This window comes from Thalassospira profundimaris (assembly GCF_003326795.1).
GTDB classification, from domain to species: Bacteria; Pseudomonadota; Alphaproteobacteria; order Rhodospirillales; family Thalassospiraceae; genus Thalassospira; species Thalassospira profundimaris_C.
The window spans coordinates 180,684-197,425 of the sequence record NZ_JPWI01000003.1; the positions used below are offsets into that span (position 1 = coordinate 180,684).

A 16,742-nucleotide genomic window follows, 5' to 3' on the forward strand; every position below is an offset into this window, starting at 1 on the left:
AATGAACATGGGAGTTTCTATGCTCAACCTCGGGGCCGCACTGCCCGAAATGTTTATGGCAGTTTCTGCCTTGGCGCTGTTGATGCTTGGGGTTTTCGCAGGCAAGGACAAAGCCTTCCGTACTGTATCCTGGCTGGCCGTTGCTGTTCAGCTTGTTACCATCGTTCTGGTGGTGGCAGGCGAGGGCGGAACTGCTTTCTATGGTCAGTTCACGGCTGATGCCTTTGCCAAGTTCTGCAAGGTCATGATCCTGATCGGTTCTGCAACCGGTATCATCATGGCAATGAACTTTGCCGAACGCGAAAATATGTCACGTTTCGAGTTCCCGATCCTGATCACCCTTGCCACCCTTGGCATGATGGCGATGGTTTCGGCAACCGATATGCTGTCGTTGTATCTCGGTCTCGAACTGCAGTCGCTTGCGCTTTATGTTGTTGCAGCTATTCGCCGTGACACTGTGCGTTCGACGGAATCGGGTCTGAAATACTTCATTCTTGGTTCGATCGCTTCGGGCATTCTGCTTTATGGCATGTCGATGGTTTACGGTTTCACCGGAACCACCAATTTCGACGTGCTTGCAGAAACCCTGGTTGCTGGCAACCTGCCGGTTGGCGCGATGGTCGGTATGGCGTTCATCTTTGCCGGTCTGTGCTTCAAGGTTTCCGCTGTTCCGTTCCACATGTGGACTCCGGACGTCTATGAAGGTGCACCGACCCCGGTCACGTCCTTCTTTGCGGTTGCTCCGAAGATTGCAGGTCTTGCACTGTTTATCCGTGTCGCTATCGGCCCGTTTGGTGGTGTTGTTGAAGACTGGCAGCAGATCATCGTTCTGATTTCGATACTGTCGATGGCTGTTGGTTCTTTTGCCGCACTTCGTCAGGAAAACATCAAACGTCTGATGGCCTATTCGTCCATTGGTCACGTTGGTTTTGCACTGGTCGGTCTGGCAGCAGGCACCAAGGACGGTGTTACCGGTATTCTGGTTTATCTTGGCATTTACCTTGTCATGAACCTGGGCACCTTTGCCGTCATTCTGTGCATGCGTCGTAATGACCGTATGGCCGAAGAGATCACCGATCTTGCCGGTCTTGCCAAAACCAAGCCGCTGATGGCTGCGATTACCGCGATCCTGATGTTCTCGATGGCCGGTATTCCGCCGCTTGCTGGCTTCTTTGGCAAGTTCTATGTCTTCAAGGCAGCCGTTGATGCCGGTCTTGTGACGCTTGCTGTTATCGGTCTCGTGACTTCGGTTGTCAGTGCGTATTACTATCTGCGCATCATCAAGGTCATGTATTTCGATGAGCCGGTCGAAGGGTTCGATCGCAATGGCACCGAGATGAACGTGATCATGGCTGTTGCCACGATTATCATCCTTGCCTTTGTCTTCTTCCCGAACCTTCTGATGGACAGCGCAGCTGCCGCTGCGGCATCCCTGTTCGGAATGTAAGAATGACAGCGCGAACGATCCGTCTTCCCGAAGGGTTCTACCTTCATGAACTGGAAGCGATCGACAGCACAAATGATGAGGCCAAGCGCCTCGCAGACAAGGGCGCCCAAAGTGGCGCCCTTGTTCTAGCAAGAACACAAACATCCGGTCGCGGTCGTCGCGGTCGGGGCTGGTCATCACCGGTCGGCAATCTTTATTCTTCCTTGCTGTTGCGTCCGACCTGTTCGCTGGCAGATGCAGCTCGCCTGACTTTTCTGATTGCTGTTGCCATGGCCGAGGCGGTTGAGACAGTGACTGGCAATCAGGTTCGGCCCGATTGCAAATGGCCCAATGATCTGATGGTCAATGGCCGCAAAATTTGCGGCATCCTGCTTGAAAGTGCCTCCAATCAGGGATCGGCGACCGATTACCTTGTGATCGGGGCAGGGGTGAATGTCGCGTTTTTCCCCGAGGACTCCGAACGTCAGGCAACGTCGCTTGCCGCCCTTGGTGCGCCGGTTTCGGTCGATGATCTGGTTTCGACCTATGTCGGGCGCATTGCCCACTGGTTACCGATCTGGGAGAACGAGGGGTTTGCACCCATTCGCGAAGCCTGGCTCGCGCGTGGCTACGGGATTGGCAAGCCGGTTGTTGCCCGTTTGACCGAACGCGAGTTGTCGGGAACTTTTGTCGGACTTGATGATGATGGTTCACTTGTCCTAAGAGAAGACAACGGAACAGAACACCGTATCGGGGCTGGCGAAGTCTTCTTTGCGTCCTGATATGAATGATACCCTTGCGATTAGCGGAGGCCTGTAAGCATCATGTTGCTTGCGATTGACGCCGGGAACACCAACATCGTTTTCGCCGTATTTGATGGGGATACCATCAAGGGACAGTGGCGTTGTTCAACCACCACAGAACGTACTGCCGATGAATTGGGCGTATGGTTACATCACCTGTTTACGCTGGCCGGTGTGCCGGTGGACGCGATCACGGGCGCGATTATCGCGACAGTGGTGCCCGCGGCCGAATTCAGCCTGAAGACCTTGTGTCGTCGTTATTTCGATGTTGAACCGATGGTCGTTGGGGACCCGGAGATTGATCTTGATATGAAGATCGTCATGGACCGCCCCAGCGAAGTCGGTGCTGACCGTCTTGTCAACGCGGTCGCAGCCCACGCCCTGTTTGGCGGACCGCTGGTGGTTCTTGATTTCGGGACGGCGACGACTTTTGATGTTGTCGACAGCAATGGTGATTATCTGGGTGGTGTGATTGCGCCCGGTGTTAACCTGTCAATCAAGGCCCTTCACATGGCGGCGGCCCAGTTGCCGATGGTCGCGATCGAAGCCCCGCGCAATGTTGTCGGTAAAAATACCGTCGAAGCGATGCAGTCCGGCGTTTACTGGGGCTATGTGTCCATGATCGAAGGCCTGCTTGCCCGTATCCGCAAACAGCAAAACCTTGAGCATATCAAGGTCGTTGCAACTGGCGGGCTTGCACCGCTATTTACAAAGGCTGTAGATGAAATTGAACATTTGCATGGCGATCTGACCATGCTGGGGCTGTTGATGATTTACCGTCGCAACAGCAACAAGACTGCCAATCAGGCCTGATGAAGGCTTGCGCCGGATACGGGGACTGATCCCCGTATCTGATCCGAGTGCCGAAAGTAAAGGAATACCGTCAGTGGATTTGTATTTGCCAAAAGACGAAGTGTTGTTTGTGCCGCTCGGCGGTTCCGGCGAGATTGGCATGAACCTTAACCTTTATGGCTACGACGATCAGTGGCTGATGGTTGATATGGGTGTTTCCTTTGGCGAGGAGGGACTTCCCGGTGTTGACGTGGTTATGCCCGACCCAGCCTTTATCGAGGAACGCAAGGACAAGCTGCTTGGTCTTGTTCTGACCCATGCGCATGAAGACCATCTGGGCGCTGTGCCCTATTTGTGGCCGCGACTGAAATGTCCGATCTATGCAACACCGTTTGCGGCGGAATTCCTTAAGGCCAAACTGTCAGAAACCGATTTTGCCGATCAGGTGCCGATCCACGTGATCGAACTTGGCGGCCGGTTCAAACTGGGCTGCTTTGATATCGAATTTGTCACCATGACCCATTCGATTCTCGAACCCAATGCCCTTGCCATCCGCACGCCCAAGGGATTGATCGTCCATACAGGTGACTGGAAATTCGACCCTGACCCCCAGATTGGCGAAGCATCCGATGTCAAAAAGCTTGAAGCTTTGGGCGATGAGGGTGTGATGGCGCTGGTCTGTGATTCGACCAATGTCTTTTCCGAAGGTAAAACCGGATCAGAAGGCGACGTTGCCAAGAATCTGTCGACCCTGTTTAAGGAGCATCCACAGGGGCGCATTGCCGTTGCCTGCTTTGCCACCAACGTCGCGCGTGTTCAGTCAGTGATCGAAGCTGCTCATGAAAACGGGCGCTGTGTCGGTCTTGCCGGGCGGTCGCTTAATCGCGTGACCGAGGCTGCGCGTGAAGTCGGCTATCTGACCGGTTATCCGAATCTTCTGTCTGATGACGAAGCCATGGAAGTGCCCAAGGATCAGGTTCTTTTGATTTGCACGGGATCACAGGGCGAACCGCGTGCTGCATTGTCGCGCATTGCCAAGGGCGATCATCCGACGGTCGAACTTGATCCCGGTGACACGGTTGTTTTCTCGGCCCGTGAAATTCCGGGGAACGAGAAATCCATCGGCTATATCCAGAATCTTCTGATCCGTCGTGGCATCAAGGTCATTACTGCACGTGACGAGCCGATTCATGTTTCCGGCCATCCCGGACGCGAAGACCTGACGCGGATGTATCAGCTGACCCGTCCGAAAATCCTTGTTCCGGTGCATGGGGAAACCCGTCATCTGTGTGAACAGGCGGCACTGGGCGCAGAATGCCAGATCCCCGAACAAGTCATTCCCCATGATGGCACGGTCATCCGTCTGTCACCGGGCGAAGCACATGTGATCGGTGTTGCCGAGGCAGGCATTCTTGCCCTTGATGGCGGGCGCCTGCTTAAGCGTGATGCCGACACTATCCGCAACCGTAACCGGATCGTCTGGAATGGTGTCATGTTTGTCACCTTGGTGCTCAACCAGTTCGGTGAAATGGTCAATGATCCGATGATCACGGCCCCCAGCCTGTTTGACGAGCCGGGAGACGAAACGCGTCTGGATCATTTCGCTGCTGAAATAGGCAATCGGGTAGATCAGCTTAATGATGACGAGGTTCTTGATGATGCGGCTGTTATCCTTGCCGTTCGTCAGGCATTGCGTCGTCCGGTGCGCCAGCGTCTTGGCAAACGCCCGCTGATCGAAGTCCATCTGGTACGTGTCACGGAAAAGAGCTGATTGCCCGTAAAGCGACCCCGATCACAGTCCCCGGAAAGAACCCGACGATTAATTGCCTGTTCGACGAAATGGGGAATTGTCTTTTGGCGTTCGGCTATCCTAGATTGACGCTGATCGGGCAGATCATATTCGCAGGAGCAAGACCATGATTGGACGGCTAAATCACGTCGCCATCGCCGTACCGGACCTTGAAGCAGGCATTGCGCAGTATCGTGATGTCCTTGGGGCCAAAGTATCCGAGCCACAGGACGAACCCGATCACGGCGTGACGGTGGTTTTTGTCGAACTGCCCAATACCAAGATCGAATTGCTTTATCCACTGGGTGAGAATTCACCGATCAAGGGATTCCTTGAAAAGAACGCGTCTGGCGGCATTCACCATGTTTGCTATGAGGTTGATGACATTCTGGCAGCACGAGACAAGCTTCAGGCAAGCGGCGCGCGCGTTCTTGGTGATGGTGAACCAAAGATCGGGGCACATGGAAAGCCGGTTCTGTTCCTGCATCCCAAGGATTTCAACGGCACACTGGTCGAACTTGAGCAGGTTTGACAACACCCCGTGCAATCAAGACACCTGTCCCGTGATGATATCACCGGGCAGGCGTGCTGTTTCCCACCGACAAGAATTTTGCCCACCACAAAGAAGAGAAACTCATGAACTGGTTTTCAGGACTGCTGGTCTATATCGTTATCTGGTGGCTTGTTCTGTTCATGGTTTTACCATTCGGCGTGAAGCGCGAGGAAAATGTTGAACCCGGAAATGACAGCGGCGCACCGCAAAAAGCCCATATGTGGAAAAAGGTCTTCGCCACCAGTGTCATTTCAGCAATTTTGTGGGCTGTTGCGGTCTTTGTGATTACCAGTGGCATGATCGAAGTCCGCCCGCCGCAATAAACCAGACAGTCATTGCAGATAACATAAAACCCCGCACAAAATTCTGCGGGGTTTTGTCGTTAAAGACTGCACAAAATCGGATTGGACGGGGCAGGAGCAAAAAAAAAGCAAGATCGCGAGGATCTTGCTAAGATGCTATTTTTATAGCTATTTTCCCGTAATCTTTTTTATGCTTCCTCCTAAGACCTGGGCATGTAGCACAGGTTTTAATTCGACGTCGCGCCTGCTTCTTGTATGCTTATTGGCAACAAAGCCTCCCGCAATTTTATGAGCGGCTGCGATACGCCTCCCGCAACGATCTTGCGCCGAAAGCGGAGGATTAAAAAGCCACATGTTTCAGTTTTATGCAAGATGTTTTGACCAAACTTCACAAATGTTTCGATGCTGCACCGCACACAGATAGGGTGAAACTACAAGATGACTAATATTCCATTGGTCGAACCTATTTCCAGCCATGGCTTGGGTCTAAAAATCAGACTATTGGCGGTTGTTTCTGCAACCTTGATGATTGCGGTTCCGGTGTCCGGGGCGATGGCGCAGGCCGAATCCCCGTTTCCATCTTCGCAAGAAAATCCGCTGACCGGTGATGCCGACGCGACGTCTCCGGTTGTCGAGGATGTCAAACAGACGATCACCGTGTCAAAGTCGGCTTGTCGTGCTTTGGTACAACACGTGCCGGATGCGGATGTTGCCTATCAGCCCGGTGTTGATGTTCGTGGCAACAAGGTTGTCGGAGCTGATCTGAATGGGGGCAGCAATATTTTGCAATCCTTGCCAAAGGAAATCGAATTTCCGGTGACGCTGGACTTCTTCGCATATAGCGGCATCGCAGTGCCGGACGGTGTTAGCGGCGAGCAGTCGATTGGCAAAATCACATATCGCAACGGCCGGGTGTACTTTAATGATCAGCCGCTGGGCGACGAGGCATATAGTGACGAACTGATCGCCGCTTGTCGCGAAGCGGGCTTTCGCTGATCGGAATACGCGTCTGATTTCGACCATCGCAGTTTTGCCATCATTTAAAACTATGCAGGCCGGGATCATATTACGAAGTTCCGGCTTGCGTTTCGGGCTGTGCTGTCGCATTTTCCGGGCAAGGTTTATACACCCACATATTCAGATTTGATCATCACGAGGCATTGATGCGTCTTTCCCAGTTCTTTCTGCCGACCCTGAAGGAAACCCCGTCAGAAGCACAGATCGTTTCTCATCGTCTGATGCTGCGCGCCGGCATGGTGCGTCAGCTCACGTCAGGGATCTATTCATGGTTGCCGCTTGGCTACCGTGTTCTTAAAAAGATCGAACAGATTGTTCGTGAAGAACAGGACGCTGTTGGTTGCAACGAATTGCTGATGCCGACGATCCAGCCGGCGGAGCTTTGGCAGGAAAGTGGTCGTTATGACGATTACGGTCTTGAGATGCTGCGCATTACGGACCGCCATGATCGTCAGATGCTGTTTGGTCCGACCAACGAAGAAGCCATCACCGATATCTTCCGTAAGGATGTGCGTTCCTACAAACAGCTGCCGCAGCTGCTGTATCATATTCAGTGGAAGTTCCGTGACGAGATCCGCCCGCGCTTTGGCGTGATGCGCGGGCGCGAATTCCTGATGAAGGATGCCTATTCGTTCGATATCGATTACGAAAGCTCGCGTCACGCCTATAACAAGATGTTCCTGGCATATTGCCGGACCTTCACCCGTCTGGGCGTCAAGGCCATTCCGATGGTTGCTGATACCGGACCGATTGGTGGTGATCTGAGCCATGAATTCATCATTCTCGCCGATACCGGCGAAAGCGAAGTCTTCTGCGACCAGAAGTGGCTCGCCAAGGACCTGAGCGGCAAGGGCGTTGATCTTAATGACCGTACTGCTCTGGAAAACTGGGTGCAGGGTACGCTGGTTGATTATGCCGCGACCGAAGAAAAGCACGATCCGGCCAACAGCCCGATTTCCGGTGATGACCTGATCGCGACCCGCGGGATCGAAGTCGGCCATATCTTCCACTTCGGAACCAAATATTCTGAACCGATGGGCGCGACTGTTCTTGGCCCGGATGGCAAGGAAGTCCCGGTCATGATGGGGTCTTACGGGATCGGTGTCTCGCGTCTTGTCGGTGCATTGATCGAAGCATCGCATGATGAAAACGGTATTATCTGGCCCGATGCGGTTGCACCTTACAAGGTTGGTCTGATCAACCTGCGTACAGGTGACGATGAATGCGATGCTGCCTGTGAAGATGCCTATGCGAAGCTGTCGAACGCTGGCATCGAGGTTCTTTATGATGACCGCGACATTCGTGCGGGTGGCAAATTCGCCGATATGGACCTGATTGGTCTGCCATGGCAGATCGTGATTGGCCCGAAAGGCTTGAAAAACGGTGTGGTTGAACTGAAAAACCGCAGAACCGGTGAAAAAACAGAAGTCACATTCGAAGCGGCTCTGAACCAGATCAGCGCCTGATAAAATATTGTTTGACGGGGCGGCTTAAGGCTGCCCCGTTATCATTTCGGCTTTGGGGGCTCCAGGCCACCCGGACCATTTCCTGACCATATTCCACAAGGATAGATTGCCCATGTTCAGTCCGTTCGAGCGTATGGTGGCCTTTCGCTACCTGCGTCCACGTCGGCAGGAAGGCTTTGTTTCCGTCATCGCCATCTTTTCGTTGCTTGGCATCATGCTTGGTGTTGCGACGCTGATTATCGTTATGTCGGTGATGAACGGTTTCCGTGCCGAACTGCTTGGCCGTATTTTGGGGCTGAACGGGCATATCTCTGTTTATGCGCAGGGCAATGGTGGCATTGGTGACTATGCCAAGATCGAAAAGCAGATCGCCGATACCGGAAATGTCATGATGACGGTCCCCGTGGTCGAAGGGCAGGTGATGGCATCGAAAAACGGTCGTGCATCGGGTGCAATTGTACGTGGTATGCGTCCTGAAGACGTCAAAAAGCGCAAGACGATTGCTGATAACATCGTTTTCGGATCGCTTGATGACTTCAAGGGCGATGATACCGTGATCATGGGTGCGCGCCTTGCCATGAAACTTGGCGTCGGTGTCGGCGATACGGTCAACCTGATTTCGCCCAAGGGCAATGTAACAGCGTTTGGCGCGGTTCCGCGCGTCCGGGCTTATACGGTTGCCGGTCTGTTTGATATTGGCATGTATGAATATGACAGCGGCTTTATCTTCATGCCGTTATCAGCAGCCCAGGTTTATTTCCGTCTGCCTGAACAGATCACGCATTTCGAAGTCATGCTTGATGATATCTCGGTCCTTGGAGATACCATGGATCAGTTGCTGACCACGTTGTCTGGTGAACGCTTGCGACTTGTGAACTGGCAGCAATCCAATGCCGGGTTCTTCAATGCACTTCAGGTCGAACGCAATGTGATGTTCCTGATTCTGACCCTGATTATTCTGGTCGCCGCATTTAACATCATTTCGGGCATGGTCATGCTGGTGAAGGACAAGGGGCGCGATATCGCGATCCTGCGAACAATGGGGGCGACGAGACAGTCCATCATGAAGGTGTTCTTCCTTGCAGGTGCCTCTATTGGTGTCCTGGGAACGCTCAGCGGTCTGATCATCGGGGTGCTGTTCTGTCTGAACATTGAAAATATCCGTCAGTTCATTCAAACCCTGACCGGGACCGATCTGTTTAACGCCGAGATCTATTTCCTGTCGCAGCTTCCTGCGGACATGGATGTCAGCGAAGTGGTGCTGGTTTGTGTGATGTCACTGAGCTTGTCTTTCCTTGCGACCGTCTATCCGGCATGGCGTGCGTCACGCCTCGATCCGGTGGAGGCCCTGCGTTATGAGTGATCTGATCAAAACCACAGCCAAACAGCGTTCGCGCAATGTTGTTCTGCGCCTTGAAAAGATTGATCGCATCTTCAATCAGGGGCCAGATCAGCTCGAAATCCTCAAATCGGTTGATCTTGAAATTCATCAGGGCGAAATCGTCGCCCTTGTCGGCCCGTCCGGTGCCGGTAAATCTACGCTGCTTCAGATTGCCGGGCTTCTGGAAAAGCCCGATGGTGGTCTGGTGTCGATTGGTGGCAAACGCAGCACCGATCTTTCTGATCTTGCCCGTACAGAGATGCGTCGAAAGCATATCGGTTTTGTCTATCAGTACCATCATTTGCTGCCGGAGTTTTCCGCATTGGAAAATGTCGTTATGCCGCAAATGATCAACGGGCTTAAACGGGCAGAAGCCGACGAACGCGGACTTGAACTGTTGCGCTGTCTTGGTCTTGAAAAGCGTGCAGATCACCGTCCGGCACGCCTTTCGGGCGGCGAGCAACAGCGTGTGGCAATTGCCCGCGCGCTCGCCAATGTGCCGGATGTCCTGTTTGCCGACGAACCGACCGGCAACCTTGATCCGCAGACCGCCGAAACCGTGTTTGGCATGTTGATGACACTGGTACGCGAAACCGGACTGGCGTCGCTGATCGCGACCCATAACCCGGAACTGGCGCGCCAGATGGACCGGGTCGTGACCCTGCGTGATGGTCATTTGATCGAACTTGATCCAGCCGAACTTTCCTAAGCGATCAAAATTCTTTAAGCTGGTCTGACACATCGCATTCCGGGGCCGGAATGCGATGTGTCACCTGCCTTTTTACTTTATCTCAGAGGTCTAGCTCCGATGGAAAACGGTTTCGTCCATCTTCGTGTTCACACCAACTATTCGCTTGCCGAAGGTGCCATCACGACCAAGGAGCTGGCGAAACTCTGTGCTGCTGACGGCCAGCCTGCCGTTGCAATGACCGATACCGACAACATGTTTGGCGCTCTTGATTTTGCTGGCGCGCTTAGTGGTAGCGGTGTTCAGCCGATCCTTGGCGTTCAGATGGGGGTGGAACGCTTTGGCGATAAGCCTGTTGTCGGGAAAATCGCCCGCGAACCGATGCCGGATCGTCTGGTGCTGATTGCACAAAACAAGGAAGGTTATTTCAATCTTCTGAAAATTGTGTCGCGCGCCCACATGACATCCGAAGCCGGTAGCGAACCCAAAGCCCTGTACGAGCATATTCGCACCTATTCCGATCACGTCATTTGCCTGACCGGTGGCCCGACCGGGCCACTGGCGCGACTTCTGGCCGAAGAACAGGTTGAAAAGGCCGAAGATTGCCTTGCCCAGCTCAAGGATATATTCGGTGATCGTCTGTATATTGAACTGCAGCGCCACGGTGAAGAGCTGGAAGATCTGGTCGAGCCCGGATTGATCAAACTTGCCTATGATCACAATGTGCCGCTTGTCGCCACCAATAACTGCTATTTCCCGTCGATTGATATGTATGAAGCGCACGACGTCTTCATTTGTATTGGGCAGGGGGCTGTTGTTGGTCAGGAAGATCGCTGGAAACTCACGCCCGATCACCGCTTCAAGACCGCAGCCGAAATGCGCGACTTGTTTGCCGATATCCCCGAGGCCTGTGACAATACGCTTCTGATTGCGAAGCGTTGTTCCTGGCACGTTGAAAAGATCGACCCGATCTTGCCGCCATTCGACTGCGGCGAAGGCCGCACAGAGGTCGATGAATTGCGTCACATGTCCGAAGAAGGCCTTAAGGGGCGTCTGGAAAAATATGTCTATACCGAAGGCATGTCGGATACCGAAAAGGAAGAAATCGCCAAACCATATTGGGAACGCCTTGATTACGAACTGGGCATCATCAACCAGATGGGCTTCCCCGGTTACTTCCTGATCGTTGCGGACTTTATCCAATGGGCCAAGGATCACGGGATTCCGGTCGGGCCTGGTCGTGGTTCGGGTGCAGGGTCGCTGGTTGCCTATGCGCTTTTGATTACCGACCTTGATCCGTTGCGTTTCTCGTTGCTGTTCGAACGTTTCCTTAATCCGGAACGTGTCTCCATGCCTGACTTTGACGTCGATTTCTGTCAGGACCGGCGCGGTGAGGTAATCGAATATGTCCAGAAGAAATACGGACATGATCGTGTTGCCCAGATCATCACCTTCGGTAAGCTGCAGGCAAAGGCGGCCGTGCGTGACGTTGGTCGCGTTCTGAGCATCCCATATGGCTATGTCGACAAGATCTGTAAGATGATCCCGGGTGATCCAGCCAAACCGATCCCGCTTAAGGAAGGGATCGACATGGAACCCGACCTTCGCCGGATTGCGCGTGAAGACCCCGATATTGACCGTTTGCTGTCAATTGCGATGCAGATCGAGGGGCTTTATCGTAACTCATCGACCCACGCGGCGGGCGTGGTGATCGGGGACCGCGACCTTGATGAACTGGTCCCGATCTATCGCGATCCGCGTTCGGACATGCCGGTCACCCAGTTCAACATGAAGTATGTTGAAAATGCCGGTCTTGTGAAGTTTGACTTCCTTGGTCTGAAGACGCTGACGGTGATCATCGAAGCCGTCAAGCTCATGCTTCAACGTAAAGACGTCCCGCAAAACTTTGATATCAGTGCGATTCCTCTCGATGATAGAGCGTCGTTCAAATTGCTGTCTGCTGCGGAAACGGTTGGCGTGTTCCAGCTCGAATCCCAGGGCATGCAGGATGTTTTGCGGGGGCTGAAGCCCGATACGCTTGAAGATATTATCGCTGTCGTGGCGCTGTATCGTCCGGGGCCGATGGACAATATCCCGCATTACATTGCGCGTAAGCATGGTCAGGAAGAACCTGATTACATGCACCCGATGTTGCAGCCGATCCTCGAAGAAACCTATGGCATCATGATCTATCAGGAGCAAGTCATGGAACTTGCCCAGATCATGGCGGGCTACTCGCTTGGCGGTGCTGACCTGTTGCGCCGTGCAATGGGTAAGAAAATCGCCGAGGAAATGGAAAAACAGCGCAGCCTGTTTGTCGATGGCGCGGAAAAGAACAGCGTTGATCGCGGGCAGGCGTCTGACATCTTCGATCAGGTAGCGAAGTTCGCATCCTATGGCTTTAACAAATCCCACGCCGCTGCTTATGCGCTGGTAGCCTATCAAACAGCTTATCTGAAGGCGAACTATCCGGTCGAGTTCATGGCCGCACTTATGACGCTCGATATGCATAACACCGAAAAACTTGCGGTGTTCAAGCAGGAGGTCGAACGTCTTGAGATCGAAATCCTGCCACCATGCGTCAATAATTCCCAAGTGGCATTTTCCGTCGAAAACCACGATGGCGTGCGCAAGATCCGCTATGCATTGGCCGCGGTCCGAAATGTTGGTGACGCGGCGATGGAAAGCCTTGTGGCGGAACGCGAGGCCAATGGGCCTTTCAAGGATATAACCGATTTTGCATCACGTATTGACAGCCGTGCTGTGAACAAGCGTTTGCTTGAAAACCTTGTGCGGGCAGGGGCCCTTGACTGCCTGTCACCCAATCGCAAGGTCATGTTCGAGAATGTCGACAAGGTAATCGCCGTTGCCCAGCGTGAAATGCAGGCCCGCAACGATGATCAGATTTCAATGTTCGGTGACAGTAGCGGCTTTGGCAAAGACAAGATCCGTCTGCCGGATGAACGCGACTGGGTGCCGATGGAAAAGCTGACCGAGGAATTCTCGGCCATCGGTTTCTATTTGTCGGCTCATCCCCTTGATACATTTGGTAAAAGTATCCAGCGGATCGGGATTGCCCCGATCAAGGAACTGCCAGCCCGAATGCGTGCACAGAACAAGGGCGCCATTCGCCTTGCCGGGACATTGATCAACGCGCGCGAAATGATATCAAAAAAGAACGGGTCAAAGTTTGCCTTTGTAATGTTCTCCGATCCGACTGGAAGTTTCGAGGTCGCCTTTTGGGCCGAAGCCTGGGCTGCCTATAAGGAAATCATCAATGCGGGTCGTCCCGTACTGCTTGTGGTAGCCGCCGAGATGCGCGAGGGGCAGTTGCGTATTCAGGGACAGCGCGTCGAGGATCTGGAGCAGGCCGTTGCCGGTGCCGCTGAGGGCATCCGTATTCGCCTGAACCGCCCCGATCCGGTTGCTGAAATTCGCCAGCTTCTCGAAGGTGCGGGAAAGGGGCGTGGTCTTGTGACGCTTTCGTCTGTCTGTGATGACGGCCGGATGGCCGAAATCGAGCTTGACGACAAATACAAGGTCGGTCCGTCCCTTATCGGGGCGATCGGTGCCATTCCCGGTGTCGAATTCGCCGAAGAAATCTGATCAATTCCATTGTGTGATCTGTTAAATTGGTTCGATCCTTCACAAAGCGCGCAGAAATGCGCACTTTAGGGCTTGCATTCTTGTCGGTACGGGATTAAAACCCGCCCCGAACATCGCACGCGGAAGAGCGGCGACTGCCGTCATATGGCAACTCGTCCATCCGGTGTTTCATGCATGAGGCGTGAAATTCCCTTTCGCGGAGGTATTAACCGGAAAAAGGTAGGAACTATTATGGCATTGCCAACCTTTACCATGCGCCAGCTCATGGAAGCTGGTGTCCACTTTGGTCACCACACCCGCCGTTGGAACCCGAAGATGAAAAAATTCATCTTTGGTGCACGTAACGACATCCACATCCTGAACCTGCAGGAAACCGTCCCGATGCTGCATCGTGCGATGCAGGCTGTTCGCGACGTAACTGCTTCGGGCGGTCGTGTTCTCTTCGTCGGTACCAAGCGTCAGGCTTCCCCGATCATCGCAGACGCTGCAAAGCGTTGCGGCCAGTACTATGTGAACCATCGCTGGCTCGGCGGCATGCTGACCAACTGGAATACTGTTTCCAATTCGATCAAACGCCTTAAAGAACAGGAAGAAATCCTGTCTGCAGGTGCAGAAGGTCTGACCAAAAAAGAAATCCTGAACCTGACCCGTTCGCGCGACAAGCTTGAGCGCGCACTTGGCGGTATCAAGGACATGGGTGGTCTTCCGGACATCATCGTCGTGGTTGACACCAACAAAGAAGCACTTGCTGTTCATGAAGCAAAGAACCTGAACATTCCGGTCGTTGCAATCCTCGATTCCAACTCTGATCCGGCAAACGTTCAGTACCCGATTCCGGGCAACGACGATGCGATCCGTGCGATCCAGCTGTATTGTGACCTGTTCGTTGGTTCTGTTCTGGACGGTATCCAGGAAGAAATGACTGCTTCTGGCGCAGATCTCGGCGAAGCGGAAGAAGTTCCGGCCGAAGTAGCTGCCGCAGTTGAAGCTGCAGAAGAAGCTTCCGCATAAGTTTCACTTTGTATCTGATGAAACGGCGGCTAGCATGCCGCCGTTTTGTTAGGTGTTCACCTGATCGCGTAATAGGGGCTTTAAAAATGGCTATTACCGCTGCTCTCGTAAAAGAGCTTCGCGAAACCACCGGCGCTGGCATGATGGATTGCAAGAAAGCGCTTTCCGAAACCGATGGTAACCTTGAAGCAGCTGTTGACTGGCTGCGCACCAAAGGTCTTGCAGCTGCCGCCAAGAAAGCTGGCCGTGTTGCTGCCGAAGGTCTGGTTTCTGTTGCTGTTGACGGCAACAAAGGTGCAGTTATCGAGCTGAACTCGGAAACCGATTTCGTTTCTCGTAACGAAGACTTCCAGAAGTTTGTCGGTGAAATCGCGACCCAGGCTGTTGCTGCAAATGGCGACATTGATGCCCTTAAAGCTACTGCTTTCCCGGGTACTTCACGTAACGTCGAAGAGCAGGTCACTCACATGATCGCTACCATCGGCGAAAACATGTCGTTGCGCCGTTCGGCTGGTCTGTCGGTTGAGAAGGGCGTCGTTGCGTCCTACATCCACTCGGCAGTTGCTGCTAACCTCGGTAAAATCGGTGTTCTGGTTGCTCTGGAATCGGAAGCTGATGCCGCTGTTCTTGACGGTTTGGGCAAACAGATCGCAATGCACATTGCGGCAACCAATCCGGCATCGGCAACCGTTGAAGATCTGGATCCTGAACTGGTCGAGCGCGAGAAAGCCGTTCTGACCGAGCAGGCCAAAGAATCCGGTCGCCCGGCAGAAATCATCGAGAAGATGATTGAAGGTCGTATCCGTAAATATTACGAGCAGGTCGTTCTGGTTGAGCAGACCTTCGTTATTGACGGTGAAAACAAAGTCAAAGACGTGATCGCAAATGCTGCTAAAGAAGCTGGCAAGCCGATCACCCTTAAGGGCTTTGTCCGCTTCGAACTCGGTGAAGGCATCGAGAAAGAAGAAAAAGACTTTGCTGCAGAAGTTGCTGAGCAGCTGAAGAAATAAACATATGATCGGAATGGTGCTTCGCGCATCATTTCGTGTATGATCCAGACCGGCGAGGTCGGCAGCGCATGTCCGCCCTGTTACTCGCCGGTCTTTTTATATCTGAATTTTGCATTTCCCGTGTTCGGGCAATGCGTTACATCGGCATTTAAGAGGCATTGAGATATGGCAGAAAACGGCCAACTGAAATTTCGCCGCGTTCTTCTTAAGCTCTCGGGTGAAGGGCTTTTAGGGAAACAGCAATACGGGATTGATCCTGAAACGGTTGACCGGATTGCCAGCGAAATCAAAGCCGTTCATGACATGGGTGCCGAAGTTTGCATGGTGATTGGCGGCGGAAACATCTTCCGCGGCGTCAAAGGGGCCTCGCAGGGTATGGAACGCGCAACCGCCGACTATATGGGCATGCTGGCGACCATCATGAATGCGCTGGCCGTTCAGAATGCGCTTGAGCGCCATGGCGTTCAGACCCGTGTTCAGTCTGCCATCCCGATGTCTTCTGTTTGTGAGCCCTATATCCGCCGTCGGGCTGTCCGTCACATGGAAAAGGGCAGGGTCGTCATCTTTGCTGCGGGTACCGGTAACCCGTTCTTCACAACGGATACGGCGGCTGCATTGCGTGCTGTTGAAATGGGTTGCGATGCGCTGCTTAAGGGGACTCAGGTTGATGGTGTTTACACCGCTGACCCGAAAACCGATCCCACAGCAGAACGTTACGACCAACTTACCTATATGGAAGTTTTGTCCAAAGATTTGCGTGTGATGGATGCATCGGCTATTTCTTTGGCTCGCGAAAATGATATTCCGGTTATCGTATTTTCTTTGCATAATCCGGGTGCCTTTGCAGACGTCGTTACTGCAAAGGGGACGTTTACGATTATTTCGAATGGAGACTGAA

14 protein-coding genes are annotated in these 16,742 nt (G+C 53.2%); all 14 read left to right on the plus strand.

The features are described from left to right. Positions 1-7: 7 nt before the first annotated feature. The 14 genes from nuoN (at position 8) to pyrH (ending at position 16,741) form a co-directional block, all read left to right on the plus strand. Positions 8-1,447, plus strand: a complete 1,440-nt coding sequence (gene nuoN / locus TH30_RS06960; RefSeq protein WP_258548643.1) for an NADH-quinone oxidoreductase subunit NuoN — start codon at positions 8-10, stop codon at positions 1,445-1,447. A gap of 2 nt (positions 1,448-1,449) precedes the next feature. Then, positions 1,450-2,208 (plus strand): biotin--[acetyl-CoA-carboxylase] ligase, encoded by a 759-nt coding sequence (locus tag TH30_RS06965; RefSeq protein ID WP_114097360.1) that lies wholly within the window; start codon positions 1,450-1,452, stop codon positions 2,206-2,208. A gap of 42 nt (positions 2,209-2,250) precedes the next feature. Then, the gene (locus TH30_RS06970; RefSeq protein ID WP_114097361.1) at positions 2,251-3,042 is read left to right on the plus strand and encodes a type III pantothenate kinase; all 792 of its coding nucleotides are present in this window, start codon (positions 2,251-2,253) and stop codon (positions 3,040-3,042) included. 73 nt (positions 3,043-3,115) lie between these two features. Continuing rightward, positions 3,116-4,792: a ribonuclease J gene (locus TH30_RS06975; RefSeq protein ID WP_181850172.1), complete on the plus strand. Its 1,677-nt coding sequence runs from the start codon at positions 3,116-3,118 to the stop codon at positions 4,790-4,792. A 145-nt stretch (positions 4,793-4,937) separates the two neighbouring features. Further along, complete coding sequence (gene mce / locus TH30_RS06980) at positions 4,938-5,342, plus strand: methylmalonyl-CoA epimerase (RefSeq protein WP_044826779.1); 405 nt, start codon at positions 4,938-4,940, stop codon at positions 5,340-5,342. A 104-nt stretch (positions 5,343-5,446) separates the two neighbouring features. Beyond that, positions 5,447-5,686, plus strand: coding sequence for a DUF1467 family protein (locus TH30_RS06985; protein WP_114097525.1), 240 nt, complete (start codon positions 5,447-5,449; stop codon positions 5,684-5,686). A 417-nt stretch (positions 5,687-6,103) separates the two neighbouring features. Then, positions 6,104-6,661, plus strand: a complete 558-nt coding sequence (locus TH30_RS06990; RefSeq protein ID WP_114097362.1) for a hypothetical protein — start codon at positions 6,104-6,106, stop codon at positions 6,659-6,661. 167 nt (positions 6,662-6,828) lie between these two features. Further along, a complete protein-coding gene (proS, locus tag TH30_RS06995) occupies positions 6,829-8,148 on the plus strand; it encodes a proline--tRNA ligase (protein WP_114097363.1) in 1,320 nt (439 codons plus the stop codon). 112 nt (positions 8,149-8,260) lie between these two features. Then, positions 8,261-9,511: a lipoprotein-releasing ABC transporter permease subunit gene (locus tag TH30_RS07000; protein WP_114097364.1), complete on the plus strand. Its 1,251-nt coding sequence runs from the start codon at positions 8,261-8,263 to the stop codon at positions 9,509-9,511. Continuing rightward, on the plus strand, positions 9,504-10,238 hold the full coding sequence (locus tag TH30_RS07005) for an ABC transporter ATP-binding protein (protein WP_114097365.1): 735 nt from the start codon (positions 9,504-9,506) through the stop codon (positions 10,236-10,238). The genes TH30_RS07000 and TH30_RS07005 overlap by 8 nt, the downstream gene beginning before the upstream one ends. A gap of 99 nt (positions 10,239-10,337) precedes the next feature. Next, positions 10,338-13,823, plus strand: a complete 3,486-nt coding sequence (dnaE, locus tag TH30_RS07010) for a DNA polymerase III subunit alpha (RefSeq protein WP_114097366.1) — start codon at positions 10,338-10,340, stop codon at positions 13,821-13,823. Between the two features lie 231 nt (positions 13,824-14,054). Next, entirely contained in the window at positions 14,055-14,834 is a 780-nt protein-coding gene (gene rpsB, locus TH30_RS07015) for a 30S ribosomal protein S2 (protein ID WP_114097367.1), read from the plus strand. Between the two features lie 86 nt (positions 14,835-14,920). After that, a complete protein-coding gene (tsf, locus tag TH30_RS07020; protein WP_114097368.1) occupies positions 14,921-15,844 on the plus strand; it encodes a translation elongation factor Ts in 924 nt (307 codons plus the stop codon). Positions 15,845-16,009: 165 nt separating this feature from the next. After that, positions 16,010-16,741: a UMP kinase gene (gene pyrH, locus TH30_RS07025; protein ID WP_068518933.1), complete on the plus strand. Its 732-nt coding sequence runs from the start codon at positions 16,010-16,012 to the stop codon at positions 16,739-16,741. Position 16,742: the final 1 nt, after the last annotated feature.

Coding starts and splice junctions, on each gene's coding strand:
- rpsB (WP_114097367.1), top strand. CDS start 14,055: ATGGCATTGCCAACCTTTACCATGCGCCAGCTCATGGAAGCTGGTGTC.
- pyrH (WP_068518933.1), top strand. CDS start 16,010: ATGGCAGAAAACGGCCAACTGAAATTTCGCCGCGTTCTTCTTAAGCTC.
- proS (WP_114097363.1), top strand. CDS start 6,829: ATGCGTCTTTCCCAGTTCTTTCTGCCGACCCTGAAGGAAACCCCGTCA.
- dnaE (WP_114097366.1), top strand. CDS start 10,338: ATGGAAAACGGTTTCGTCCATCTTCGTGTTCACACCAACTATTCGCTT.
- TH30_RS07000 (WP_114097364.1), top strand. CDS start 8,261: ATGTTCAGTCCGTTCGAGCGTATGGTGGCCTTTCGCTACCTGCGTCCA.
- mce (WP_044826779.1), top strand. CDS start 4,938: ATGATTGGACGGCTAAATCACGTCGCCATCGCCGTACCGGACCTTGAA.
- tsf (WP_114097368.1), top strand. CDS start 14,921: ATGGCTATTACCGCTGCTCTCGTAAAAGAGCTTCGCGAAACCACCGGC.
- TH30_RS06985 (WP_114097525.1), top strand. CDS start 5,447: ATGAACTGGTTTTCAGGACTGCTGGTCTATATCGTTATCTGGTGGCTT.
- TH30_RS06990 (WP_114097362.1), top strand. CDS start 6,104: ATGACTAATATTCCATTGGTCGAACCTATTTCCAGCCATGGCTTGGGT.
- TH30_RS06965 (WP_114097360.1), top strand. CDS start 1,450: ATGACAGCGCGAACGATCCGTCTTCCCGAAGGGTTCTACCTTCATGAA.
- nuoN (WP_258548643.1), top strand. CDS start 8: ATGGGAGTTTCTATGCTCAACCTCGGGGCCGCACTGCCCGAAATGTTT.
- TH30_RS06970 (WP_114097361.1), top strand. CDS start 2,251: ATGTTGCTTGCGATTGACGCCGGGAACACCAACATCGTTTTCGCCGTA.
- TH30_RS07005 (WP_114097365.1), top strand. CDS start 9,504: ATGAGTGATCTGATCAAAACCACAGCCAAACAGCGTTCGCGCAATGTT.